The following is a 24,557-nucleotide window of genomic DNA, read 5'->3' as shown; positions in this document are numbered from 1 at the left end:
TTGCGCTTTTCGCATTGTCCAGACTCCAGCACCCAGCTCTTTGAGTCATAAGCCAGCCCAGCTGTGCGGCTGAAGAAACGCCGCTTCGCCGGTCTGTCTTATGCCCATCAGAGCTACACGGGCGCTTGCGCTTTTCGCATCACGAAGATTAATTCACCCTACAGAACTGAGGTGTTCACATGAAACGTTATTTATTGCAGCGAATCGGCTTTATGCTCATTACGCTTTTCATTATTGTGACAGCGACCTTTTTCCTCATGCAGCTTCTGCCAGGTACACCGTTCACCAATCCTGAGAAGTTGACCGACAGCCAGCTGGCTATTTTAAATGCTAAATATGGATTGGATCAGCCTGTGGCCATTCAATACATACAGTACATTGGGAACTTGGTGCAGGGCGATCTGGGTTATTCGTTTCAACATGAGGGACGGACCGTCACCAGCATGATCAGTGATCGAATCGGCCCTTCAGCATTTATTGGGTTGCAGGCGTTGGTTATTGGAGCAATCATCGGGCTTGTATTAGGAATTGTTTCCGCCTTGAAGCATAATTCCGTTCTGGATTATGGTTCAGTGACATTAGCCGTCTTAGGAATGTCGATTCCGTCATTCGTCTTCGCAGCATTGCTGCAATACTATGTGGGCGTTAAATTGGAATGGCTGCCTGTCGCTTTATGGGAAGGCTATTCCAGTACGCTGCTGCCCTCGATTGCTTTGTCAGTGACCGTGACGGCTACAGTTGCAAGATTTATCCGCAGTGAAATGCTCGAAGTGATCGGCCAGGATTATATCATCACAGCGAGAGCAAAGGGTTTGAAAGAAAATCAGGTCATCGTTAAGCACGTAATCCGCAATGCGCTGATTCCGGTTGTGACCATGCTCGGGCCACTCGCTGTATCGATCATGACTGGAACTTTGGTTATCGAAAAGATATTCGCCGTGCCAGGGCTTGGCGAACAATTTACATTATCGATTCTTGTTTTGGATTACAGCGTGATTATGGGCATCACTATTTTCTATAGCGCCTTGTTCATTTTTGTGGTCTTTGTCGTCGATATCATTTACAGCTTCCTGGATCCACGCATCAACTATAAGGGGGAATCAGCATGACAAAAAACATACCGCAACTTCCCCCGCATCAAGACTTACAGGCGCAGAATCAATATGCCTACGATGAAATACCACAAGATTTGTTTGTAAAAGCGCCTCTGGATCAACGAAAAAGCGAAGAAATCGGAACGCCTTCGGTTTCGTTTTGGAAAGAAGCATTTCAGCGTCTTCTTAAAAATAAAGGAGCTATGATTTCATTAATTATGCTCATTTTATTGATTACTTTGGCATTGATTGGGCCGAGTATGAATGAGTTTTCATATCGCGAACAAAATCTGGCACATTCCAATATGCCGCCGAAAGTCGAAGGTTTGGAATGGCTTGGATTTAATGGACAGAATTCGCAGGGAGTCAATCAGTATGCAGAAAGAGATGTGCAAATCAATTACTGGTTTGGAACAGATGAATTTGGCCGTGATCTTTGGACACGGGTATGGAAAGGGACACAAATTTCCTTGTTCATCGCTTTAGTGGCAGCTTTTCTCGATCTCGTGATTGGCGTCATTTATGGTGGCATTTCATCCTTTTACGGAGGACGCATTGATAATGTCATGCAGCGAATCATCGAAATCCTCATGGGGATTCCGAACTTGATTGTGATTATCCTCTTCATCCTTGTACTGGAACCGGGCATCACGTCCATTATTTTGGCGATGGTTATTACCGGCTGGGTTGGAATGGCACGTGTGGTACGCGGACAAGTGCTTCAGCTAAAAGGGCAGGAATTCGTCTTGGCTTCACGGACGCTTGGCGCATCGAACCCGCGGCTGATTTCAAAACATCTGTTGCCAAATGTCATGGGTCCAATCATCGTGACGGTCATGTTCACCATCCCGACCGCTATTTTCTTTGAAGCATTCTTAAGCTTTATCGGTCTCGGTTTGCAGGCACCTCTCGCATCGCTTGGCGTGCTGATTGAAGACGGCTATAAATCAATGCGGTATTTCCCATATAAGTTGATTTTCCCGGCTTTGGTCATCAGCATCATCATGATTTCTTTCAATCTGCTTGGCGATGGACTGCGTGATGCATTAGATCCGAAAATGAGAAAATAGGGGAGGAACCATCATGAGCGATACTATTTTGACAGTTGATAACCTGCACGTAGCGTTTAAGACCCAAACCGGCAAATTGACAGCGGTGCGGGGCGTAAATTTTGAATTGAAAAAAGGAGAAACGCTGGCTATCGTTGGCGAGTCGGGTTCAGGCAAATCGGTGACTGCAAAATCCATTATGCAGCTGTTGCCGTCAGCCACTACAGAAGTGACCAAAGGCGACATTGTCTATAACGGTGAAAGCTTATTGCAGATGTCCAAAAGGCAAGTCACCAATCTGCGGGGCTCAGAAATCTCGATGGTCTTCCAAGACCCCATGACTTCGTTGAATCCGACGATGAAAGTCGGCAAACAAATCATGGAAGGTGTTCAACGGCACGAACAGGTGACAAAAGCACAGGCGCGTGAGCGGGCACTGGATATGCTGAAGCTCGTCGGGATTCCACAAGCGGAAAAGCGGCTCGACAATTATCCGCATCAATTTTCGGGGGGGATGAGGCAACGTGTCGTCATCGCACTGGCGCTTGCCTGCAACCCGAAGGTGCTGATTGCAGATGAACCGACAACTGCTTTGGATGTCACCATCCAAGCACAGATCCTTGATTTGATGAAAGACCTGCAAAAGAAAACAGATACCGCAATTATTCTGATCACCCACGATTTGGGTGTGGTCGCCAATATGGCTGACCGTGTGGCTGTGATGTATGGCGGCAAAATCGTGGAGCAGGGAACTTTGGATGAAATCTTCTATAATCCGCAGCACCCTTATACTTTGGGACTGCTGCAATCCATGCCGAAGCTGAATGAAGACCGCTCGCAGCCACTGCTGCCAATTGCCGGTTCGCCGCCCAATCTTGCAACGCTTGGAGAAGGCTGCGCATTTGCGGCGCGGTGTCCGCATACAATGGCGGTATGCCATACGTATACACCGCGCGATATCGTAACGGAAACCGGACATTCTGTAGCTTGTTGGCTGCAGGATCCGCGGACGTCGACGGAAACACCGGAACTTGTAGAAACAGGCAAGTCTTCTTTTTAAAATAAGACATCAAAAACCAGTAAGGCCTAAAATCAGGCTTTACTGGTTTTTTTCGGACAATGCATAACGGTTAGTAAATATGTTTTCTTTAAATAAACTCGCTTACCTTAACCAAATTAATGCCAGCCTCTTTCAAGGATCTTGAAATCTCGCTAGCAAAATCAAGTGCGTGAACACCGTCCCCGTGAATGCAGATAGTTTCTGCTTGGAGATCCACATCGGTATTTTCAACGGTTGCCACTTTGTTTTCCTTGACCATCCGAATGACCTGGTCGATGGCAATTCCAGGGTCGGTGATCAAGGCGTTGCTTTCTGTCCGTGGAGTCAACGACCCATCCCGCTGATATGTTCGGTCTGAAAATACTTCGTTGGCTGTACGAAGCCCTATTTTTTCACCGGCTTTTGTTATTTCACTGCCGGACAGTCCGAATAGCACCAGCTCGGGGTCGATTTTGTAGACGGCTTCGGCAATAGCTTCTGACAGTGCTGTGTTTTTCACGGCCATGTTGTATAAGGCACCGTGCGCTTTGACGTGCTGGAGCCTTCCGCCTTCCGCTTTGACAAAGCCGTACAGAGCGCCGATTTGGTATATCGTTAAATCATAGGCTTCTTGAGGCGACAGCGCTATATTGCGCCGTCCGAAGCCGACCAGATCCTGAAGCCCTGGATGAGCCCCGATGCCCACATTTTTCTCAAGAGCCAATTTGACGGTTTTCCGCATAGTGGATGGGTCACCTGCATGGAAGCCGCAAGCGATGTTGGCGGATGTGACGTAATCAAGAATTTCTTCATCATTGCCCATTCTATAAGCACCGAAACTTTCTCCCATATCGCAATTCAAATCCACTTTATGTATCATATCCATTCCTCCCACTTCAGTTGGATTGCCGCTTTCATTTGACGAATAGCCTGCTCCTGCTCAATCAGACGCTGCTGTGCATCTTCCAAAGAGATCTCCTTAAAGCGCAGCTGCTGGCCTTGCTTTAATTGGCTGATTAACGGCAGGTCGACAGACGCCACCTGTCCGATTTTCGGATAGCCGCCTGTAGTTTGGCGGTCTGCCAACAGGACAATGGGATTGCCGTCTGCAGGAACTTGGACAGAACCGAAGGATACCGCTTCGGAGATTAATTCTTTTGGGGTTTTTAAGAACAGACCTGTGCCTTCCAGCCGGTATCCCATCCGATCTGAATTCGGCGAAACAGTGAATGGCTCATTGAAAATCCGTTGTCTGCTGTTATCATCGAACAAATCGAATTGGCGCCCTGGCATCATCCGGATTACCGGTTCTTCAAAATAACGGGCAGGCGGCAAGAGCCAGTCAAACTCGTTTTCAGTGCTCTTCTGCATTATTTTTTTTTGCTGCTTGTTGATTTGGCCAGCAGGAACCTCGTCACCTTTCTCTAAAGCACGCCCTTGAAATCCGCCGATTCCTGCGCGCAGATAAGTAGATCTGCTGCCCATCACTTCAGGTATGTCGACCCCGCCGGCAATTGAGAGATAGCACCGGGCACCCATACGAGGCTCTCCAAACGTCAAGGTGCTACCTTTACCTACGACGAGCATGCGCCACATACCAACGGCTTTGTCATCTATTCGGGGACTCAAGTCACCGCCGCATAGAGCGATAATCGCATCTTCAGTGAATTTAATGACAGGCCCAACAAGAGTGATTTCGATGGTTGCCGCTTGTTCTTTATTGCCAACCAGTAAATTGGCCAGACGATGGGCGAAAGGATCCATGACGCCACTGGCAATGACACCGTACTTTTGAAAACCTGTCCTGCCCAGGTCCTGAACTGTGGTCTGCAGACCGCTTTTAAGGATTTTCAGCATCCGGATCTTCCTCCCATGCATGATAGTCTTGTTGTGAGATTTCTCGAAAAATAACTTTATCGCCTGCCCACAGCAGGCTTGGAATATCATTTTCTGGACGAAACAGACGAAGTGGAGTTCTGCCGATCAATTGCCAGCCTCCCGGCGTTTCAATTGGATAAACGCCGGTCTGCATGCCGGCAATACCAACTGTCCGTTCCGGAATTCGAAGACGGGGTGACTCACGTCTTGGTGCGGCAATTTTTTCGGACATGCCACCAATAAAGGGAAACCCGGGCGCAAAACCGATCATATGGACCGAATAAGTGCCAGCAGTATGGATGTCAATAACTTCACGCGGTGTTAGTTGGTTATACTGCGCCACAAATTCCAGGTCTGGACCAAATTCATCACCGTAGCAAACCGGTATTTCGATAGTTCTGGAATGGACAGACGGCACTTCACCCAACTGAGTCAAGAGATGTGCCAGTTGGGTTTTCACTAAATCGTATGGTGCCAGAATTGGATTATAAAAGATACTTACCGTTGTAAAAGCAGGGATAAATTCAATCATCCATTCCAGCGGCCGGCTTTCGAGCAGGGCAGATACTTTTCTGACTTGCTGTTCTGTTTGCTCATTGATTTCATTGCCAAACTCAATGACAATCGCCTGGTCACCGAGCGGCGAAAAAGAAATATTCATCTACACGCCTCCATATACAGACTATTCTTGCTTTTTATTCAGTATAGAGCTTTTATAAAGTTTGCGAAAGGAGGAGAGAACAGCATGTAAATATGGCTTTAACCACTTCAGAAAGTATTTCACCGGTTCTGGAAAGTAATTAAGCCCATTCAGAAAGTATTTCATCTCAAACGGAAAGTATTTAGACTGAAGCAGAAAGTATATCCAAATAATTGGGAATTTTGTTGCCGGACTGCCGCAAAGAAAAAGAAGCTGCTCAATAAGAGCGGCTTCTTTTGTCTTATTCTTTAATATCCACTTTTTCCGTGACGTCGGCGCCGTTAAAGAATTCAGCAGAGATTTCGGCGATTGTGCCGTCTTCCAGCATTTCTTCGATGACACGATTGACGTTCTCGGCAAGTTCTTCATTATTTTCATTCATGACGACTCCAACTTCGGATGGGCTGTATTTCAAATCTGGATGGATGGTGATTTCCAGTTCTGGGAATGCAGCAATCGCTAAAGTCTGGAGATAATAGTCATTTAAGATGACATCCGTCCGTCCGATGGCAACGTCGCGCAAATAAGTTTCGTTGGTGGCATTATCGTAAACGACTTCTTCAGCTCCATATGAGCGCGCAGTTTCCATATAAACGGAGGTCGATGCACCCGCTGCTTTTTTGCCTTCCAGGTCTTCCAATGTCTCGATGCCTGACAAATCACCCGAACGGACGATTGCAGTCCCGTAAGAATACTTGAACGGTGTGGAGAAGATGAAATTTTCCTGACGGTCTTCGGTAATTTCAATGTCGTTGGCTGCAAGATCGACTTGGCCAGTTTGGACAGAAGTCAGCATTTCATCAAAACCAAGTTCTGTAAATTCCACTTCCAACTCAAGACGTTCCCCGATTTCACGAACCACCTCAACTTCAAAGCCCGTTAACTCGTCTGAACCTTCTTCACGATAAGATGTAGGAAATAGCGTACCTGATGTAGCAACAGTTAAGCTGCCTTCTTCCTGAATTTCATCCCAGGCAGTCGTTGTTTCCTCAGAGGCTGTATCTTCGTTATTTCCACAGGCACTCAGAAGCGATAAAATCACCAGACCGGCAACTATGGAAGCTTTTTTAGTAAAAAATAAGTTTTTCAATTGCTATTCCTCCTATAATATTATGGCAATTAAAACATAGCATTAACAAGGTTTAAGGGCAATGGTTTGATTTTGAAATAAAGCAAAACTTAGTAAATTGGCTACTCAACCATTCTATAAAAATAGTTAAATAAAAAATCAGATAATTCGATACAATACCTTGACCATTGTGGTCGAAAGATGTATTCTGTAGTCGACCGATATGGTCTAAAGACAGAAAGAGGGCATGAGCATGGAGAAGTTTGAGAATCTTGACCTGGAAAAACAGCAGAAGATCCTTGATTCTGCATTAATGGAATTTGCTGAAAATGGATACAAGCAAGCATCAACCAATCGCATCGTCAAACAGGCAGGCATTGGAAAAGGGATGCTGTTCTATTATTTTAAAAATAAAAAAGAGCTGTACGAATACCTGGTCGAATACAGTTTGAATTTCATCATCAATGAATACTTGAGTTTAGTGGATATAAAAGAGGCTGATTTTATTAAACGCCTTCAAGGAGCTGCACAAATCAAGATGAAAGCGCAGTTGGAAAACGAACATGTCTTTAATTTTATGGGAACGTTCATGCTGACGAAAGATTTGGATCTTCCGCCGCATCTGCAGAAGCGCTACGAACAATTGCAGGTGCAAGGATATGCACTGTTGTATGAAGGCATCGATAAAACACTTTTTAGAAAAGATGTGGACGCTGACAAGGCATTCAATTTAATCCGCTGGGGAGTTGATGGGTATCAGCAGGATCTCCTGCAAAGGCTGCAAGGGAAGAAAATGACGGAACTGGATTTTGAACCATATTGGGAAGAGTTTTATGCATACCTCGATATTCTCAAGAAAAGCTTTTATACGAATTAGGAGGGCTATCCATGACAGTTTTGAGAACGGTTGACCTGACAAAGAAGTTCGGAGATTTTGCGGCGTTGGACGGAGTGAATATTGAAGTGGGAGAAGGAGAGGTCTATGGATTTATCGGACCGAACGGCGCGGGCAAGTCGACAACGCTGCGTATTCTTCTCGGGATACTGAAAGCCTCTGAAGGACATGCTGAAATTTTCGGCAAAGATGCCTGGAAAGAGGCAGTCGAAATCCATAAACGGGTTGCTTACGTTCCGGGAGACATCAATCTCTGGCCAAATCTTACAGGCGGCGAAGTCATCGACTTATTCGTCAAACTGCGCGGCGGAAATAATTTGGATCGGCGGCAGGAATTGATCCGTAAATTCGACTTGGACCCAACCAAGAAATGTCGGACCTATTCCAAAGGGAACCGCCAAAAAGTAGCGTTGATTGCTGCGTTTTCTTCCGATGTGGACCTGTATATATTGGATGAACCGACCTCGGGACTTGATCCCCTGATGGAAAGAGTGTTCCAAGAATATGTTTTGGATGCAAAAAAACAAGGGAAGAGCATCCTGCTGTCCAGCCATATTTTATCCGAAGTCGAAAAACTCTGCGATAAAGTAGCGATTATCCGGGAAGGGAAAATTATAGAGACAGGTACATTGAAAGAACTTCGGCATTTGACGGGAACAATCCTGTTGGTGGAAACGAGAGAGCCGATTCCTAATTTAGAAGGGCTGAAAGGAGTCAGCGGCATACAACAAAAAGGTGCAGCGCTGTCTTTCCAGGTGGACGCTAGCGAAGTAGATCATGCCATCCGTTATATCAGCCAGTTCGGAGTGACCCGCATCGAAAGCTCGCCGCCAACTTTAGAGGAGCTATTTATGCGCCATTATGAGGGAACCAGCAAAGCGGTGGAATCAGGAGCAGGAGGCGAGTCATAATGGCCCGACATCTTTTTGACGGTACAGGAACGTTGATGCGTTTTGTCTTGCGCCGTGATCGGCTGCGTCTGCCGCTTTGGCTCGTATCGTTCGCAGCTATCTCGGCAATCATTGCTTTGGCTTTTGAAGGTTTGTATCAGAATGCAGCAGAACGGCAGGCTGTGGCTGAAACGATGCGCAATCCGGCTATGACGGCGATGGTGGGGCCGGGGTATGGCCTGGATAATTACACTGTCGGAGCCATGACAGCGCACGAAATGCTGCTCATGACAGCTGTGGTAGTAGGGCTGATGAGCATTTTATTAGTGACTCGCCATACACGTACAGATGAAGAAGATGGCCGCATCGAGATGGTCCGATCATTGCCTGTAGGCCGCCTGTCGAACCTGCTGTCGATATTAGCAGTGTTGACTATTGCCAATATTATTTTAGCATTGCTGACTGCATTTTCATTGACCGCATTGGGTATTGAAAGTGTGGACTTGGAAGGATCGCTCGTATATGGTGCCGCTTTAGGAGCTACCGGTATGATTTTTGCTGGAATTGCTGCTGTGTGTGCACAATTGTCGCCAAACGCCAGAAATACACTGGGGCTATCGATCACAATTTTATTGTTGGCTTACATGATTCGTGCCATCGGCGATGTCACAAATGAAACCTTATCCTGGTTTTCACCGCTTGGTTGGATTTTGCGATCTGAAGCCTACGTGAACAATTATTGGTGGCCGATCTTATTGACGTTGGCAGGATCGCTGCTGCTGATGGCGCTGGCTTTGTATCTTAATTCAATTCGTGACCTCGGTTCCGGATTTTTGCCTTCACGCGCCGGAAAAGAGAGAGCTTCCCGGTCGCTTCTGAGTCCGGTCGGCCTCGTCTTCCGGCTTCAGCGAACCGGGTTGATCGCTTGGGCCATCGGGTTGCTGTTGATTGGTGCTTCCTATGGTTCGGTCCTTGGTGATCTGGAAACATTTTTTAAAGACATTAACCTGATGCAGCAAATGATTGCTCAAGTAGAAGGATTTTCGCTGACAGAGCAATTTATTCCAGTACTCATGGCAGTCATGGGGATTTTGGGAACCATTCCAGTTTTAATGGCCATTTTGAAATTGAAGACAGAAGAAAAAAACGACCGTCTTGAGCATATTCTGAGTCGTGCTGTTTCCAGAAACCAGGTGATGGGCAGTTACTTGGCCATGTCCTTCTTGACCGGTTTTGTCATGCTGACCCTGGCGGCACTGGGACTTGGCCTGGTGGGGAATGCGATGATGGAGGAACAGCTTTCCCTTGGCATGTTTTATGGGGCGGCAATGGCTTATTTGCCAGCGATGCTTGCCATGGTCGGCGTGGCGGTGCTGCTTCTCGGCTGGGCGCCAAATTTAAGCGGCATTGTGTGGTTGTACTTGGCTTTTTCATTCTTCGTCATTTATCTCGGTGGCTTGTTCCAATTTCCTGAGTGGGTGGGGAGGTTGACGCCATTTGGCTATGTATCTGAAATTCCAATCGAAGAAATGAATTACTTCAATGCTGTTATGCTGATTGTGGTTGCTGTTATTTTGATAGCAGCAGGCATGGCTGGTTTTAAGCGCAGGGATATTGGAAGGTAGATTTGTATCGCTCCATAATAGAAAGAACCGCCTCTCCAGTTTGATTGGAGGGGCGGTTCTTTGTTGAGGTTACAGGAGCAGCAGCCAAGCAGCGACAGGGCCCAGTAAGGCACCGAGTACTGCGCTCAAGGTCATCGCAACAGAACTCATGGAAGTTTCCTGCTGGCCATATTCAAATGCTTTCGCTGTGCCCATGCCATGTGCAGAAGTGCCGAGGCCGATGCCCCGGCCAATCGGCGAATCGATATGCAGCCACTTCAGAAGGAGAGGGCCGATGATATAACCGGTAAATCCTGCGACCATCACAAAAACTGCAGCCAGCGAGGGGATGCCGCCAAGATTGCTGGCGACTTGCATAGCGACAGGTGTCGTCAACGATTTTGGCAATACTGTCAGAATCAGCTCATTTGAGAAACGGAACAACTGTGTAAATAAAATACCGCTGGTCATGCCCACTACAACGCCTGTCGCAATACCTGAAATGATGGGAATCAGATTAGTGAAAAGCAATTCTCTTTGTTTGTAAAGCGGGATGGCTAAGGCGACAACTGCCGGACCGAGGAGTGTCCCAATCCAGCTGCCACCTAACATATAGGTGTCGTAAGGGATGTTGCCCAATACCAAAATGCTGGCGAGGATGGCTGTAGAAGCAAGTACCGGATTCAATAAAGTCTTTCGGTATCTTAAGTATAGAAAATTGGTCAGCAGATAAACAACAACGGTCAGTGCCGCAAAAAAAGCGGCTGTTGTATTGAATGCCATGATTAGGACCGCTCCTTTCGCTTAGCACTTTTCTCCGCGGTATATTGGCTGACCCATCCCGCTGCTGCCATAGTGAGGAAAGTGCTGGCCATAACGAGCGGAATCAGTAAAATGCCCTTGCCGGAAAAAAGTTCTCCGTATTCAACAACACCGACAGTAGCTGGAATAAAGTAAAGAGATAAAAAAGCCAGCAAAAAATGCGCTCCTGAATCAATCCATTCAAGCGGGTAGATTTTCAGCATGAGCGCAGTAAACAGCAAAATGAAGCCGATGATGCTTCCTGGCAATGGGATATTAAAAAGGGTCTGCAATTCTTCGCCTAACAGATAAAAACCGGTGATAGCGAGAAGCTGAAGAATAATATAGATAATTTTCAAAGAGAACGCCACCTTCCGGTTAGTTGTGAAATGAAAACCCGGTTCTTTCCATGATAAGTTATTTTACAGCATTTTATTTGAAAAGCGAGAAAGAGTTGTCCTGGTCTCCAAGTATTAGAAAAATGATAAAAAGATCTGCGAGAAGCATTTTTAATTTCTCCTGAGGGGGTATAGGAAAACCAAAAGCGGACTCGGCGGGAAAGTAGGAAAGCGCAGATTCCGACAGCGAAAGAGGGCGCAGTTAGATGAACAGCAACCATACATTGGCCAAAGAGCTGGAACATCATTTGATAAGTGGCTTTAACAAACAAATAAAAAGAGTTCAGGAGCCAGGTCACAGTTTATACCATTACACGAGCTTGAATAGTTTAATGGGCATGATTGAAACCAACCGTCTATGGATGAGCAAAGGAACATTTCTGAACGACTCCAGTGAGCTGGTTTATTTCTCAGGCGTTTTAAAAAACGTGATATCTAAAATGGTCATTCCCGAAAAAGTATCGCTATGGAACCTATTTACTGAAAAATTGGAGAAGGCATTGGATCATTTTATGAAAGAAATTGTAGAAAGCGGTTTTGAAGTCTACATTTTTTCAATGTCACAAACGGAAGATTCGCTGGCACTTTGGTATAACTATGCAAGAGGGGACGGATATAATATCGGTTTTTCTGCAGCTGATCTTCTTGGAAAGGTTAGTGCCCATCCAGATAGCTCTGCAGCGCTGCACGGATTCGTTGTTTACAACAAACAGGAACAGGAAGCCGTCTTAACAAACTTTTTACTGGATAGCTTTGAATTGGTAAGCGGTTATGAAGCGGAGCAGGTGGCAGCTGCTTTACCAAACCATTTCTTTTCCATGATTGTATCATGTGCAATCTTTTTTAAAGATACCAGCTTTAAAAGCGAAGAAGAATATCGAATTGCCATAATCGGGGGCGGAAAAGAAGACGATAAAGTGAAGTTTCGTGCCCGGCATGGGGTCATCATTCCTTATATTGAAGTGGAGTTTGAAGAGAGGCTGCCGATCAGCCACATTACCATCGGTCCTAAGAATAATATTGATATTGCCAAAAGCGGCGTTGAACATTACATCAAAAGCAAGGGGTATGATTTGGATAAAATTTCAGTCAGCAAGTCAGTTGCAGCTCTTAGGTATTAACGCTATTGTACCGGAGACGTATAGTACATCCAGAAATCCTACAACTCAATAAATAAAAAAGAACAAAGGCTTTAGGCAATCTTGTTAAAAGATTCAGGAGTCCCGACATCTCGCAGCCTATGCAAGGAGTGCTGCATTTTTCGTGGATACCTATGGACTTCATCTCCTTGCGACAAGGCAACGAACGGCTTTAAACCACACAAAAAGAGCTGACAAGGTGTGGTTTTTTATACGTTAAAAAGTATATATACTATTTCGCGAAAATAACCTTAAAACCCAGTGTTATAAAATAAACAGAATTTAAAAATTTATTGAATTAGAAAGCTTGCTTTTTGGACAATATATTGTATTATTACTTTATGCAATATATCGCATACATTTTTTAGAGAGAAATGTATTATATCGAAATTGTAAGTGATGCAAAATAAATCGTTATAATTTTTAGGAGGAAGCAGTAGTGGATAGTAAGTTGTCATTTAAGTCATATACGATAGTAGGAATGATGTTGTTTGCGTTGTTCTTTGGGGCAGGAAACTTAATCTTTCCGGCACAATTGGGACAGTATGCAGGAACAAATGTCTGGGTAGCAATCTTCGGATTTTTGGTTACAGGTGTCGGGCTGCCTTTGCTTGGGATATTGGCAATCGGTTATTCGAAAAGCAATGACCTGCAAGATTTATCAAGCCGTGTTCATCCGGTTTATGGATTGGTTTTCACCGCGTTATTGTATTTAACAATCGGTCCTTTCTTCGCGTTGCCGAGAACAGGTGCCGTTTCATATGAAGTCGGCGTTGCTCCGTTTATTGGAGAAGCAAATGCAGTGATCGGTTTGCTTGTATTTTCGCTTATTTTCTTTGGAATCTCCTTATTGGTTTCACTGAATCCGACAAAAATGGTCGACAGTATCGGAAAGATCCTGTCGCCAGCCATTCTCGTAACTTTGGGTATTTTACTGGTTGCCGCTTTTGTAAAGCCGATGGGCAGCCAGGAAGCACCGCAGCCAGTTTATGCGAGTGACGCTTTCTTTACAGGGTTTACGGAAGGCTACAACACCATGGATGCGCTCGCTTCATTGGTTTTCGGAATTATCGTGATTTCAGCAGTCCGCAAATTGGGAGTGAATTCACCTAAAGGTGTTTTAACCGCAACGTTGAAGAGTGGAGTAGTAGCTGCAGCTCTTTTAGCTATCGTCTATACAGGAATCGCTTATCTAGGGTCAACAAGTACAAGCACTTTAGGTCTCATGGAAACAGGAGGACCTGTTTTAAGCGGGGCTTCCGACTATTATTTTGGAACATTCGGCGCAACATTGCTGGCCGTGATTATTATTTTGGCATGTTTAACGACTGCCATTGGCTTGACAGTTGCCACTTCTGAATTTTTCCACAAACTGGCGCCGAAAATCAGTTATAAGACATTTGTCTTTATCTTCTCTGTCTTTTCCTTGATTGTCACAAATGCAGGACTTGCCAATATCATTACGTATTCGATCCCTGTGTTGATGTTCTTGTATCCATTGGCTATCGTCCTGATCATTCTGGCTTTCTTGTCGCCGCTGTTCAGACATGCTCAACTGGTATACGTATCAACCATTATTGTGACTTTCTTTATCAGCATCGTCGATGGCTTGAAAACCTTAACTTCTTCGTTGGGCGTTAACAATCCTTCGTGGCTGCAGTCAATTGTCGATTTTTATACCACTGTTCTTCCGCTACACAACAACGGACTTGGATGGCTCTTGCCCGCTTTGATTGTTATCGCCATTACGACCGTCATTGCTCGCAGTAAAAAACATGTGAAGGTTCAGACGGCCCAGCACAACGCATAATTTCAGGTACCACTGGCTGGTCCGGATTACCGGATCAGCTGTAAAATAAAAAAGCTGCATCAAAAGCCCCCTCGCTTTTGATGCAGCTTTTTTTAATTGGCCTGCTACAGGCTTTTCTCGGCAGATAGTTCTTCTATGGTACGGACCCAATTGGACTTCATGAGCTCTGTCACTTTTCCCGGATCTTTTTCTTTTAAAGTCTGGATAATCTGTACATGTTCATCATAAGAACTTTTCGTCAACATGAGTGAATGGTGAAAAAACTGTCTTCTGACGTGAGATTGAAGGCTGCTGAGTATTGAATGGATATAGGGATTATTTGCGGCATCAACAATGATCTGGTGAAATTCCTGATCAATTTTCAAGGCTGAAAATCCGTCCTGACTGTCGATTGCTTCTATAAATCGTTGATTGGTTTCCTCTAATGAACCAAAAATAGTGTCGTTGAGGTTGGGAATTGCCAGTTCTGCTGCGAGTGCCTGCAGAACTGCCAGAGGCGGCAGGAGATCTTTGAGATCATCTTTTTTTATAGTGGTGACGCGTGTTGCCTTTCCAGGAAACATTTCCACAAATCCTTGGACTTCCAATAATTGAAGGGCCTCACGGATAGGGGTTCTGCTTAAGCTCAATGCTTGTGCCAGTTCCGTATCGACTAATTTTTCTTCAGGCTGTAGCGTGCCGTCAATGATCCATTGCTGCAATTGAAGGTAGGCACTTTCTTTGGCTGAGACACGAATGGGCTTCGAATAATCTATTGGAATAGGCATTGCAAAATCTCCTTTTCTACTGCTTGATACTTCCCATTATACACCAATTTAAACTGGCAATGAAATATTTTATGCAATATATCACTAAACGACTGTAAGAGTTAGACTGAACCCGTTTGCTGACTGCGGAATAGGGAATAAGAAGGATAACATCGGATTTATAAGAAACAAGGAGGAATAGGGATGCTGTCATTTATTCCAAGTCAGGATTCACAGACACTTGCTTTTGAGATAAGCGGAACGGTGACAAAAGAAGACTTAAAAAAACTCGAGCAGGCGATTGAGGAACAGTTTTCAGAAGATCAGCAGTTTAATGCTTATGCCATTATGCAGCAGCCAGAGATGCCGACACTCAAAGCCATCGCAGAAGAAGCCAAGATTGATATGAAACGATGGAGCCAATACCATAAATTGGCCGTCGTCAGTGAGAAAAACTGGCTTGAAACTATGACGAATCTCAGTGATTTTCTACCGGGCATCAAAGCCAAACATTTTAAGATGAATGAAATGAAACAGGCGTGGAGTTGGATAAAAGCTGAACAGTAACAAACGCAATAAGCTGAAGGAGGGAAATTATGCTGTCATTTGTACCGAGTAAGGACACTGAAACCATTGCGATTGAATTTGAAGGAGCAGCAACAAAAGAAGATGCACTCAAGATTGATAAGATTATCCAGGATAAATTTGCTGATAAAGGAAAATTTAATATTTATGCAGTTATCAATGAAGTGGAAGGCTCCGCTTTTACAGGTCTTGGAGAAAGTATGCAGGTGAATATGGAGGCGTGGAATCAATTCCATAAATTCGCTGTGATCAGTTCAAGTTATTTAGAGGGGCAATTGGCAGAAATGGAAAACATGCTGCCGCATCTTGAAGTAAAGCATTTTCAGATGGATGAAATGATTGAAGCCTGGGAATGGATTCAAGAATAAGTAGAAAGCGTTTTGCATCCATTGTGCAAAACGCTTTTTTTAGATTGTGAATCGCTATTCTTCTACTTTGATTAAATCAGCCTTGACGATATGAAAAATGCTTAAGACAATCGTCTTTCCTTCAATATCCTCCACCGGAAACAGACTTACAGCCACGCCTGAAAAATGATCTTCAAGGGGTCCTTCAATTCGAATATTTTCCAGGTATTCTCCTGTGGTTAACAGAATGTTATAGACATGGAACTTCTGTTTCATGGTAATTCCTCCTAGTGGCATTCTTACAAAATTCACAGGGCGAGGGTGGGCATAAGGCCGGCTATCGTATACACTAATTATAAAGCAAAACGGTGTTTGACAGTTAGGATGGGGAACAATGAAATCGGAAATTTCAATTAAAATAAATGATAAATATAAAACAGAATACGCTAAAGGGTATCCTTTGATTTCCAAAGAAGCATTGGAAAATCCTGATCTGCTGAAAACAGAAGGAAGCATTTTGAAGCTAGTTGATAAGCAGGGGCGTTTTCTAGCTAAGGGCTATTACGGGCTGCAAAACAAGGGCTTCGGCTGGGTCTTGACGCGCGATGAAAATGACAACATTGATCAGGCATTTATTGAACGCAAGTTGGTAGCTGCTATTGACCGCAGACAAGCATTTTTCAGCAACCCGGAGACGACGGCTTTTCGTGTATTTAATGGCGAAGGCGACGGCTTTGGTGGATTGATCATCGATTACTATGCAGGCTTTTATTTGCTTAGCTGGTACAGTGAAGGGGTTTATACCTTTAAGGACCAAGTGATTGCGGCGCTTCAGAATGTTGCCGAATGCAAAGGCATTTACCAGAAAAAACGGTTCGATACGAAAGGGCAATATATTGAAGAAGATGATTTCGTAACGGGCCAACGCGGTGAATTTCCACTGATCGTCAAAGAAAACGGGGTGAACTTTGCTGTTTACCTAAACGACGGGGCCATGACTGGTATTTTTCTGGACCAGCGGGATGTACGGAATGCTATCAAGCAGAAATATGCCAAAGGCAAGACGGTGCTCAATACCTTTTCGTACACGGGTGCTTTTTCAGTGGCGGCGGCACTCGGCGGAGCGGTAAAGACGACGAGTGTGGATCTGGCGAAGAGAAGCTCGAGCAAAACAATCGAACAATTCAGCGTCAATGGCATTGATTTCGAGACACAGGATATCCTGGTCATGGATGTCTTCAATTATTTTAAATATGCCAAACGCAAAGAATTGAAGTTTGACGTAGTCATCCTGGATCCACCAAGCTTCGCGCGTTCGAAAAAATACACCTTCAGCACTTCCAAAGACTATACAAATCTAATGAAAGAAGCGATTGACATTACAGAAAAAAATGGTGTTATTGTCGCTTCGACAAACAGTGCCTCTTTTGGAATGAAAAAATTTAAGGGGTTTATTGATAAAGCATTTAAAGACCTTGGCAGAAAATACAGCATTGTGGAGGAATTCACCTTGCCGAACGATTTTCGGGTGCAAAAGGAATTCAAAGAAGGCGATTACCTGAAAGTTCTTTTTGTAAAACTAGGTTGAGGAATAGTGACAGTGTAAAGCGGGTTCTGATTTTCTACACTAGAGCAGCCAAGTATGTGTCTAAAATTTGTGTGCGGTCGTAAAACTCTAGCCTATTTCTTCGCAAATTCCTGTACAGTGCTCCTTTCCAATTTTATAATAGAGGCAGATTGTGAGGGATAGTTAATGTTCAAAAATGCATTGGGAACATTTCGTTTTATAGGACTGCTTGAAGGCAGTTCATTATTGATTTTGCTTTTTATTGCCATGCCATTAAAATATTTCTTTGAATTTCCGGAAGCTGTCAGCATGATTGGACCTATTCATGGAGCGCTGTTCAGTATTTACATTTTAGTCACCATCTATATGACGTTCATTTTTAGATGGCCATTCCGCTTCTCGATTGGTGCCGTTGCTTCGGCCTTTTTGCCATTCGGTAATTTCATTTTAGACAAGCGGCTTGAAAATTGGCAGCAACTGAAAACTTCAGCTGCTTAATGGCTGCATAAACAACTAGTACATCAAACACCTGTGTGAGTTTCCGCAGGTGTTTTTGCTTTGTAAATTCCTCTATAATGAAAATATTGTAAGTTATAGACCTGCATTGGAGGTTACATCATGGCAAAAGCGATTAGTTCTTCTTCTTTAGCCGGAAATCCGGTTTATCCGATAATGTTTGCGATTGGCGGCTGCCATTTGCTAAATGATTCTTTGCAGTCCGTAATTCCAGCAATGTTCCCGATACTCGAAGCGGATCTTGGCTTGACGTTCACTCAATTGGGCTTGATTGCTTTTATGCTGAATATTGTTGCTTCTGTGCTGCAGCCGGTTGTAGGATTCATCAGTGATAAAAAACCGATGCCTTTTGCACTTCCACTCGGCATGACAAGCTCCTTTGTCGGTATTGCGGGATTAGCGTTTGCGCCGGAATATTGGATGATCCTTGTGTCGGTCACGTTTCTTGGTCTGGGCTCCGCAGTTTTTCATCCGGAAGGCTCGCGTGTTTCCTATATGGCAGCTGGATCCAAACGGGGTCTCTCCCAGTCAATTTATCAAGTGGGCGGAAACTCCGGACAAGCATTGGCGCCACTGATCAGTGCTTTTATCTTAGTGCCGCTCGGACAGACAGGAGCTGCTTTGTTCTTGTTCGTCGCTGCTTTTGGTATATTCATACTGACAAAAATCTCTTTCTGGTACAAACAGCAGCTGGAGCAGGAAAAGCTTCAGAAAGTGAAGAAAGTGCTGCTGTCTTCGTTGCCTGAAATGACGAAAAAACAGGTGGGCATTGCTTTGTCGCTTTTGATGATCATTATTTTTGCTCGTTCTTTCTACGTTACGAATATGACGAGTTTTTATATTTTCCATTTGATTGAATCCTACGGTCTGACAATTCAACAGGGACAACTGTATGTCTTCTTGTTTCTTGGAGTGGGTGCAGCGGGCACTTTCTTTGGAGGACCCATGGCAGACAGAATCGGGCGCAAGAACGTAATTTTGCTTTCCATTATCGTTCCGATTCCACTGGCGGCTTTATTGCCATACCTCCCGCTTTATGCTGTCCTGTTTTTCTTGGCGTTGATCGGATTCTTTATTATGTTGAGTTTTTCTGTCACAGTCGTTTACGCACAGGAGCTCGTTCCCAGCAAAATTGGAACGATGGCCGGCTTGACGGTTGGTTTGGCTTTTGGCATGGGCGCCATCGGAGCTGTGGTCATCGGGATATTGATGGATGCCATCGGAGTTTACGAAACCATGATTGTTGTATCCTTATTGCCGATCATCGGCTTGGTCGGTCTGTGGCTGCCGCGTGACCGGAAAATTGCAGCCGCTTCATAAAGCGGAATGAACTGGAAAAGGGGAATGTTAAATGACAAAGGAATTGCCGGAAGTACCAACTGAAATAAGAACAGAGCGTTTGCTGCTGCGCATGCCAAGACCTGGAGACGGGGCTGTCGTGAACGCAGCTATTCAGGCCTCCCTTGATGAATTAAAGCCTTGGCTTGGATTTGCGCTGGAAGAGCCATCTCCGCAAGATACGGAAATCAACCAATTGGAGGCGCACTTAAATTTTATCAAAAAGGAAGTTTTGCGTTACCTGATTTTTGACAAAGAGACTGGAAATTTTATCGGCAGTACCGGATTTCATAGCATTGAATGGGATGTGCCGAAAATGGAAATTGGCTATTGGCTGGATTCCAGAGCTACTGGAAAAGGCTATATGGCGGAGGCTGTATCAGCATTGACCGATTTGGCGTTTGCTACGTTGAAATGCCGTCGCCTTGAAATTCAATGCGATGCTGAAAACCTCAAAAGCCGGGCAATTCCTGAGAAGCTTGGATTTGTCTTGGAAGGTGTTCTGCGAAACGACGAACGGTCAGTAGACGGCAAGCGGTTGACCGATACATGCATTTACGCCAAATTCACTTAACTCATTTTAAAATGAACAGGGGCTTTTATTATGAAGAAGAAAGAACAGGATGGCGGATTGAAGCCATTCATTTCATTGCTATTGTCTCTGAAGATTCCTAAACTGGCTTTGGCTATTGGCCTATTCGCCAGTTTAATTACCACCCTCGTAGGTCTAGTAGTGCCGCTGTTGACCAAAAATCTGGTTGATGGCTTTTCTCTGGAATCTTTGAGCGTACCGCTGATTGTGGGAATTGGCCTTGCTTTCATTGTCCAGGCTGTCATTAATGGCGTTTCAATTTATTTGCTGAGCATGGTTGGACAGCGGGTTGTGGCCGGTTTGAGAGAACGGATGTGGGGTCAATTGATTCGTTTGCGTGTCAGTTATTTTGATCAGCATTCCAGCGGAGAGACTGTGAGCCGTGTCGTCAATGACACAGGAATCGTACGGAATTTGATCACGGATCATTTTCCTTCCTTCGTTACAGGCATTATTTCCATTATTGGTGCAGTGATCATTTTAGTCATCCTGGATTGGAAAATGACTTTGGTCATGATGCTCTCGGTGCCGTTGACGATTGCGGTCATGATTCCATTAGGACGTCAAATGGCTAAGATTTCCCGTAATTTGCAGGATGAGACCGCTCAGTTTACAGGACATGTCCAACAAACCTTGGGCGAAATCCGCTTGATGAAATCATCGACAGCTGAAGAGGTTGAAGAAGCAAGAGGCATAGAGGGAATCCATAAACTATTCTCACTCGGCATGAAAGAAGCGAAAATCTATGCGTTAATTGCTCCGCTGATGTACTTGGTCGTTATGGTGGTCATTGTATCGATTATTGGCTACGGCGGAATTCGTGTTGCGAATGGGGAAATGTCTACGGGATCGCTGGTCGCTTTTCTCTTGTATCTATTTCAGATCATTGTGCCGATGGCTACTTTTGCCCGGTTTTTCACAGAGCTTCAAAAGGCCAAAGGTGCTACAGAACGCATTATCGGCATTTTGGAACTGCCATTGGAAGAACAGCAGCAGAAGCCGGATGTGGACATCACCGGAAAAACTTTGCGTGTCCACGGATTGAGCTTTGCTTATGAAAAGGGAGAAAAGGTGCTTGAAGATGTATCGTTTGAAGCGCAGCCAGGTGAAATGATTGCTTTTGCAGGACCGAGCGGAGGCGGAAAGACCACCGTTTTCGGTTTAATCGAACGGTTTTATGAGCCGGTGTCAGGAGAGATTTCGATTGGAAACATCCCTGTCAATGAACTGTCAATCGCTTCCTGGCGGGATCAGATCGGGTATGTTTCCCAAGAAAGCGCTATGATGGGCGGAACCATCCGGGGAAATCTGACATATGGCTTACCGGAGTCGGAAATGATTTCTGACGAAGAGCTTTGGCGCGTCGCACGCATGGCTTATGCGGAAGATTTTATTCGCGGCTTTGCTGATGGACTGGATACCGAGGTTGGGGAACGTGGAGTGAAATTATCAGGCGGCCAGCGTCAGCGCATCGCGATTGCACGCGCTTTTTTGCGCGATCCGAAAATTTTAATGATGGACGAAGCGACTGCTAGTTTGGACAGCCAGTCAGAAAGCATCGTTCAACAGGCTTTGAGCCGGTTGATGGAAGGGCGCACAACTTTGGTGATCGCTCACCGGTTGTCGACGATTGTGGACGCAGATAAAATTGTCTTTATTGAAAAAGGGCGCGTGACTGGCATTGGTACACATCGGGAACTGACGGCTTCGCACTCTCTCTACCGTGAGTTTGCCGAACAGCAATTAACTTGAATAAATTGCTTGACCTTAACGTTGCGTCAAGGTGTATGTTGGAATTATCGGGAGGTGGAGAGATGGAATACACCGTGCAGAAGCTGGGGAACTTGGCTGGCATCAGTACAAGGACATTGCGCTATTACGACGAAATCGGACTCTTGAAGCCGGCAAGAAAGAGGTCGTCGGGATATCGGATCTATGGCCAGCAGGAAGTGGATAAGCTGCAGCAAATCCTTTTCTACCGTGAACTTGGGATGGATTTAGAGCAAATAAAGAACATCGTCAACGATCCCAGTTTTGATGGTCCTGGAGCCTTGAAAGAGCACCGGGGAAAACTTCTCGCCAAACGCATGCAATTGGACCTCTTGATTACCAATGTGGAAAAGACCATTTCCGCAAAAGAAGGGAAGAGCGTCATGGCTGATAAAGAGAAATTTCACGGATTCAAGCAAAAACTGGTGGATGACAATGAACGGCAATATGGAGAAGAAATACGCGGCAAATACGGTGACGAGGTAGTCGATCAGTCCAACGCCAAAATGCTCCATATGAGCGAAGAGCAGTATCGTGAATTCACCAATTTGGAGCAGCGAGTATTGGACAGTTTGGCAGATGCCGTCAAAACAGAGGATCCCTCAAGCGATGAAGCGCAGCGAACAGCTGATTTGCATCGCCAGTGGCTGGGCTTTACTTGGCCATCCTATAGCGGGGAAGCACATATGGGGCTGGCTGAGATGTATGTGGCAGACGAACGCTTTGCTGTGTATTACGATAAGGTGCATCCGGGAGCAGCGAAATTTCTGCGGGATGCGATTACAGTCTATACGGAAGAAAAATAAAAGAAAAATTTTGCGAATGCAGGCAGCCCTGAGCAATTGGGGTGTCTGCAATTTTTTTGTTTAGTTTAACTGCGATTTGGTAAGGTAGATTTTTCTGAGCGTGCATAAAATTTCTGTAACGTGCACAAATTAGTTGAAACGTGCATAAATTTTCCCAAACGTGCATAAATTCCAAATTAGTTGTGAGGATGAAGAACCACCGCTTCGCAGGACCGTCTTATACCTGTTGAATCTACTTGGCTGCTGCAGCTTTTCTGTTTACAAATCATTAACAATTGTTTACACCTTTGTTATGGCATATTCCTGTCAGCTTGGTATACTGAAAGCAATTAAAGCAGCTGCCAACGATTCGTTTTAATCGAAAAGGAGAGGTTTGCATGCACGGGAAGAACAAGAAGACACCGATTGTTAAAGTCATGTCGTTTAATATTGCTCATGGTTTAGGGATGGATGGAATCGTAAATTTAGAAAAGACTGCTGAAGTCATTGAGGATTCCTGTGCTACCATCATCGCCCTGCAGGAGGTTGACCGTTATTTTTCTGCCCGCAGTTCATTTGTGGACCAAGTGGAGTGGCTGAGCGAAAGACTTGGCATGTATGCAGCTTACGGAGCCAATATGAATTTTGTACCTGAAGACTCTGAAAGACCGAATCGCCAATACGGCAATGTGATTTTAAGCAAATATCCGATTAAGTATGTAGAGAATCATTTATTGTCGCAGGTTTATTGTCCGTTCGGTAATAATGAACAGCGGGGCATTTTGGAAACTGTCATTGAAGTGGATGGCATTTACTTAAGTGTATTCAATACTCATTTAGCATTGAAAGATGAAGAACTTGCCGTTAGCATCGATGAAATTTTGGCGATTGCTGGGAAAAGCCACTTTCCGCGGATTATCGCGGGAGACTTTAACGCTTCTTCCTCAAACGTTCATATGCAAAAGTTGAACAAACATTTTAGAGATGCCTTCCTTAAAATGAAAAGAGGGGACGCCTACACGTATCCTTCTCCGTATGTAAACAAAGAAACAGATGAAGTTTTTTGGCCGGCAACGCGAATCGATTACATTTTTTCCGATATTGATGTGAATGTCGTTCAAGTAGCGGTTATTGAAACTTCGGTTTCTGATCATTTGCCGATTGTGGCAGATATGGTATTGGCTGACGTTAAAGTGGGCAGTAAAAACCGTGTACAGAAAGTGCGGGCGAAAGTTTAAGCAAGTGTACTCATTTTATTATATGCAATAAAAAAACCGGAAGCTCTATTGGAGAGCTTCCGATTTTTGTTGTCCGTAAATCTGCTTGTTGGAAAGCTGTTCACGTCTGCACAATTTGACCAGTAAATAGACAAATGGCGTATCGGCTGCTGCCACTAGCCATTTAAATACATATTGTGTAGCAATCATGCCGAGCAATGCACTTGTCGGCATAGTACCGTAAAAAGCGATCGTGATGAAAATGGTGGTATCCACCAATTGGCTGACCATCGTTGAAGCATTATTGCGCACCCACAATTTTGAATCGCCATGTTGTTTTTTCAATCTATGAAAAATGGTAACATCCAGGTTTTGACTGATGAAGTAGGAAACAAGGCTCGCTAATGTCACTCGGAAACCAGCTGAAAAAATGGTTTCGAACGACTGCTGATCAGCAAAGAAAGGAGCAGCCGGTAAATGGATGGCGAAGAAAATGAATGCCAGAGCACAAAGCTGTGTAACGAATCCTGCAGTGACAGTTTGTCTCGCCGCTTCTTTGCCATATACTTCTGCAATCGTATCTGTAATAGGAAATGTAAAAACATAAACGATGACCGCAGCTGGCAATACGGCCCACTCACTGATACTAAATAATTTGACTGCCAAAATATTCGAAAGAACCAATAGGCCGACAAACGCACCGTTCAAGTAAAGCAACATCTATTGTG

General features: G+C 44.7%; 26 protein-coding genes. 17 read left to right on the top strand and 9 right to left on the bottom strand.

All coding sequences use genetic code 11. From position 1 onward, the window contains the following. Positions 1-179 precede the first annotated feature (179 nt). Genes FQV26_RS16005 through FQV26_RS15995 form a run of 3 tightly spaced genes read left to right on the top strand, consistent with a single transcriptional unit; the run spans position 180 to position 3,203 of the window. Positions 180-1,109, top strand: a complete 930-nt coding sequence (locus tag FQV26_RS16005) for an ABC transporter permease (protein ID WP_146558707.1) — start codon at positions 180-182, stop codon at positions 1,107-1,109. Further along, positions 1,106-2,164 carry an oligopeptide ABC transporter permease gene (opp3C, locus tag FQV26_RS16000; RefSeq protein ID WP_146558705.1) on the top strand — a complete coding sequence of 353 codons (1,059 nt, stop codon included), beginning with the start codon at positions 1,106-1,108 and terminating at the stop codon, positions 2,162-2,164. Before FQV26_RS16005 ends, opp3C begins: the two co-directional genes overlap by 4 nt. 13 nt (positions 2,165-2,177) lie before the next feature. Further along, positions 2,178-3,203 carry an ABC transporter ATP-binding protein gene (locus FQV26_RS15995; protein WP_146558704.1) on the top strand — a complete coding sequence of 342 codons (1,026 nt, stop codon included), beginning with the start codon at positions 2,178-2,180 and terminating at the stop codon, positions 3,201-3,203. An 88-nt stretch (positions 3,204-3,291) separates the two neighbouring features. Here FQV26_RS15995 and FQV26_RS15990 read toward each other — a convergent pair whose 3' ends face one another. The 4 genes from FQV26_RS15990 to FQV26_RS15975 form a co-directional block, all read right to left on the bottom strand. Further along, a complete protein-coding gene (locus FQV26_RS15990) occupies positions 3,292-4,062 on the bottom strand; it encodes a LamB/YcsF family protein (protein WP_315898448.1) in 771 nt (256 codons plus the stop codon). Continuing rightward, positions 4,059-5,039 (bottom strand): 5-oxoprolinase subunit C family protein, encoded by a 981-nt coding sequence (locus tag FQV26_RS15985; protein ID WP_146558703.1) that lies wholly within the window; start codon positions 5,037-5,039, stop codon positions 4,059-4,061. Before FQV26_RS15985 ends, FQV26_RS15990 begins: the two co-directional genes overlap by 4 nt. Continuing rightward, the gene (gene pxpB / locus FQV26_RS15980) at positions 5,023-5,721 is read right to left on the bottom strand and encodes a 5-oxoprolinase subunit PxpB (protein ID WP_146558702.1); all 699 of its coding nucleotides are present in this window, start codon (positions 5,719-5,721) and stop codon (positions 5,023-5,025) included. The genes FQV26_RS15985 and pxpB overlap by 17 nt, the downstream gene beginning before the upstream one ends. A 280-nt stretch (positions 5,722-6,001) precedes the next feature. After that, a complete protein-coding gene (locus FQV26_RS15975) occupies positions 6,002-6,850 on the bottom strand; it encodes a transporter substrate-binding domain-containing protein (protein ID WP_146558701.1) in 849 nt (282 codons plus the stop codon). A 232-nt stretch (positions 6,851-7,082) separates the two neighbouring features. Between FQV26_RS15975 and FQV26_RS15970 the strand changes: the two genes are divergently transcribed. The 3 genes from FQV26_RS15970 to FQV26_RS15960 are packed head-to-tail and all read left to right on the top strand — an operon-like array spanning position 7,083 to position 10,239. Further along, a complete protein-coding gene (locus tag FQV26_RS15970) occupies positions 7,083-7,706 on the top strand; it encodes a TetR/AcrR family transcriptional regulator (RefSeq protein WP_146558700.1) in 624 nt (207 codons plus the stop codon). Between the two features lie 11 nt (positions 7,707-7,717). Beyond that, positions 7,718-8,635: an ABC transporter ATP-binding protein gene (locus tag FQV26_RS15965; RefSeq protein WP_146558699.1), complete on the top strand. Its 918-nt coding sequence runs from the start codon at positions 7,718-7,720 to the stop codon at positions 8,633-8,635. Continuing rightward, positions 8,635-10,239 (top strand): ABC transporter permease, encoded by a 1,605-nt coding sequence (locus FQV26_RS15960; RefSeq protein WP_146558698.1) that lies wholly within the window; start codon positions 8,635-8,637, stop codon positions 10,237-10,239. Before FQV26_RS15965 ends, FQV26_RS15960 begins: the two co-directional genes overlap by 1 nt. Positions 10,240-10,308: 69 nt before the next feature. Here the strand turns inward: FQV26_RS15960 and FQV26_RS15955 are convergent, their stop codons facing one another. Together FQV26_RS15955 and FQV26_RS15950 are read right to left on the bottom strand one after the other, a co-directional pair. Continuing rightward, the gene (locus tag FQV26_RS15955) at positions 10,309-11,001 is read right to left on the bottom strand and encodes an LrgB family protein (RefSeq protein ID WP_146558697.1); all 693 of its coding nucleotides are present in this window, start codon (positions 10,999-11,001) and stop codon (positions 10,309-10,311) included. Positions 11,002-11,003: 2 nt separating this feature from the next. After that, positions 11,004-11,378: a CidA/LrgA family protein gene (locus FQV26_RS15950; protein ID WP_146558696.1), complete on the bottom strand. Its 375-nt coding sequence runs from the start codon at positions 11,376-11,378 to the stop codon at positions 11,004-11,006. Between the two features lie 245 nt (positions 11,379-11,623). Between FQV26_RS15950 and FQV26_RS15945 the strand changes: the two genes are divergently transcribed. Together FQV26_RS15945 and brnQ are read left to right on the top strand one after the other, a co-directional pair. Next, a complete protein-coding gene (locus FQV26_RS15945; protein WP_146558695.1) occupies positions 11,624-12,538 on the top strand; it encodes a DUF2971 domain-containing protein in 915 nt (304 codons plus the stop codon). 457 nt (positions 12,539-12,995) lie between these two features. Then, positions 12,996-14,366 carry a branched-chain amino acid transport system II carrier protein gene (brnQ, locus tag FQV26_RS15940; protein WP_146558694.1) on the top strand — a complete coding sequence of 457 codons (1,371 nt, stop codon included), beginning with the start codon at positions 12,996-12,998 and terminating at the stop codon, positions 14,364-14,366. Positions 14,367-14,470: 104 nt separating this feature from the next. On the opposite strand, the gene FQV26_RS15935 is transcribed toward brnQ, so the two are convergent. Continuing rightward, complete coding sequence (locus tag FQV26_RS15935) at positions 14,471-15,133, bottom strand: GntR family transcriptional regulator (protein WP_146558693.1); 663 nt, start codon at positions 15,131-15,133, stop codon at positions 14,471-14,473. 183 nt (positions 15,134-15,316) lie between these two features. Here FQV26_RS15935 and FQV26_RS15930 point away from each other — a divergent pair, with 183 nt between their 5' ends. Next, positions 15,317-15,679: a SpoIIAA family protein gene (locus FQV26_RS15930; protein WP_146558691.1), complete on the top strand. Its 363-nt coding sequence runs from the start codon at positions 15,317-15,319 to the stop codon at positions 15,677-15,679. Between the two features lie 29 nt (positions 15,680-15,708). Next, positions 15,709-16,065: a SpoIIAA family protein gene (locus FQV26_RS15925; protein ID WP_146558690.1), complete on the top strand. Its 357-nt coding sequence runs from the start codon at positions 15,709-15,711 to the stop codon at positions 16,063-16,065. 54 nt (positions 16,066-16,119) lie between these two features. Here the strand turns inward: FQV26_RS15925 and FQV26_RS15920 are convergent, their stop codons facing one another. Continuing rightward, positions 16,120-16,320, bottom strand: a complete 201-nt coding sequence (locus FQV26_RS15920; protein ID WP_146558688.1) for a hypothetical protein — start codon at positions 16,318-16,320, stop codon at positions 16,120-16,122. A 118-nt stretch (positions 16,321-16,438) separates the two neighbouring features. On the opposite strand from FQV26_RS15920, the gene FQV26_RS15915 reads away from it, so the two are divergent. The 7 genes from FQV26_RS15915 (at position 16,439) to FQV26_RS15885 (ending at position 23,850) form a co-directional block, all read left to right on the top strand. Beyond that, positions 16,439-17,632, top strand: coding sequence for a class I SAM-dependent rRNA methyltransferase (locus tag FQV26_RS15915; protein WP_146558686.1), 1,194 nt, complete (start codon positions 16,439-16,441; stop codon positions 17,630-17,632). A gap of 165 nt (positions 17,633-17,797) precedes the next feature. Beyond that, on the top strand, positions 17,798-18,109 hold the full coding sequence (locus tag FQV26_RS15910; protein ID WP_146558684.1) for a DUF3817 domain-containing protein: 312 nt from the start codon (positions 17,798-17,800) through the stop codon (positions 18,107-18,109). A gap of 120 nt (positions 18,110-18,229) precedes the next feature. Next, on the top strand, positions 18,230-19,447 hold the full coding sequence (locus FQV26_RS15905) for an MFS transporter (protein WP_186760003.1): 1,218 nt from the start codon (positions 18,230-18,232) through the stop codon (positions 19,445-19,447). 31 nt (positions 19,448-19,478) lie between these two features. Then, positions 19,479-20,039 carry a GNAT family N-acetyltransferase gene (locus FQV26_RS15900; protein ID WP_146558682.1) on the top strand — a complete coding sequence of 187 codons (561 nt, stop codon included), beginning with the start codon at positions 19,479-19,481 and terminating at the stop codon, positions 20,037-20,039. A gap of 30 nt (positions 20,040-20,069) precedes the next feature. After that, a complete protein-coding gene (locus tag FQV26_RS15895; RefSeq protein WP_146558681.1) occupies positions 20,070-21,809 on the top strand; it encodes an ABC transporter ATP-binding protein in 1,740 nt (579 codons plus the stop codon). A 62-nt stretch (positions 21,810-21,871) separates the two neighbouring features. Further along, on the top strand, positions 21,872-22,633 hold the full coding sequence (locus FQV26_RS15890) for a MerR family transcriptional regulator (protein WP_146558679.1): 762 nt from the start codon (positions 21,872-21,874) through the stop codon (positions 22,631-22,633). A 377-nt stretch (positions 22,634-23,010) separates the two neighbouring features. Next, positions 23,011-23,850 carry an endonuclease/exonuclease/phosphatase family protein gene (locus FQV26_RS15885; protein WP_146558677.1) on the top strand — a complete coding sequence of 280 codons (840 nt, stop codon included), beginning with the start codon at positions 23,011-23,013 and terminating at the stop codon, positions 23,848-23,850. A 45-nt stretch (positions 23,851-23,895) separates the two neighbouring features. Here the strand turns inward: FQV26_RS15885 and FQV26_RS15880 are convergent, their stop codons facing one another. Continuing rightward, positions 23,896-24,549, bottom strand: a complete 654-nt coding sequence (locus FQV26_RS15880) for a queuosine precursor transporter (protein ID WP_146558675.1) — start codon at positions 24,547-24,549, stop codon at positions 23,896-23,898. Positions 24,550-24,557: the final 8 nt, after the last annotated feature.

The sequence above is a fragment of the Planococcus sp. CPCC 101016 genome (assembly GCF_007859295.1).
GTDB lineage: Bacteria > Bacillota > Bacilli > Bacillales_A > Planococcaceae > Planococcus.
This window is presented reverse-complemented; position numbering and strand designations above follow the sequence as displayed.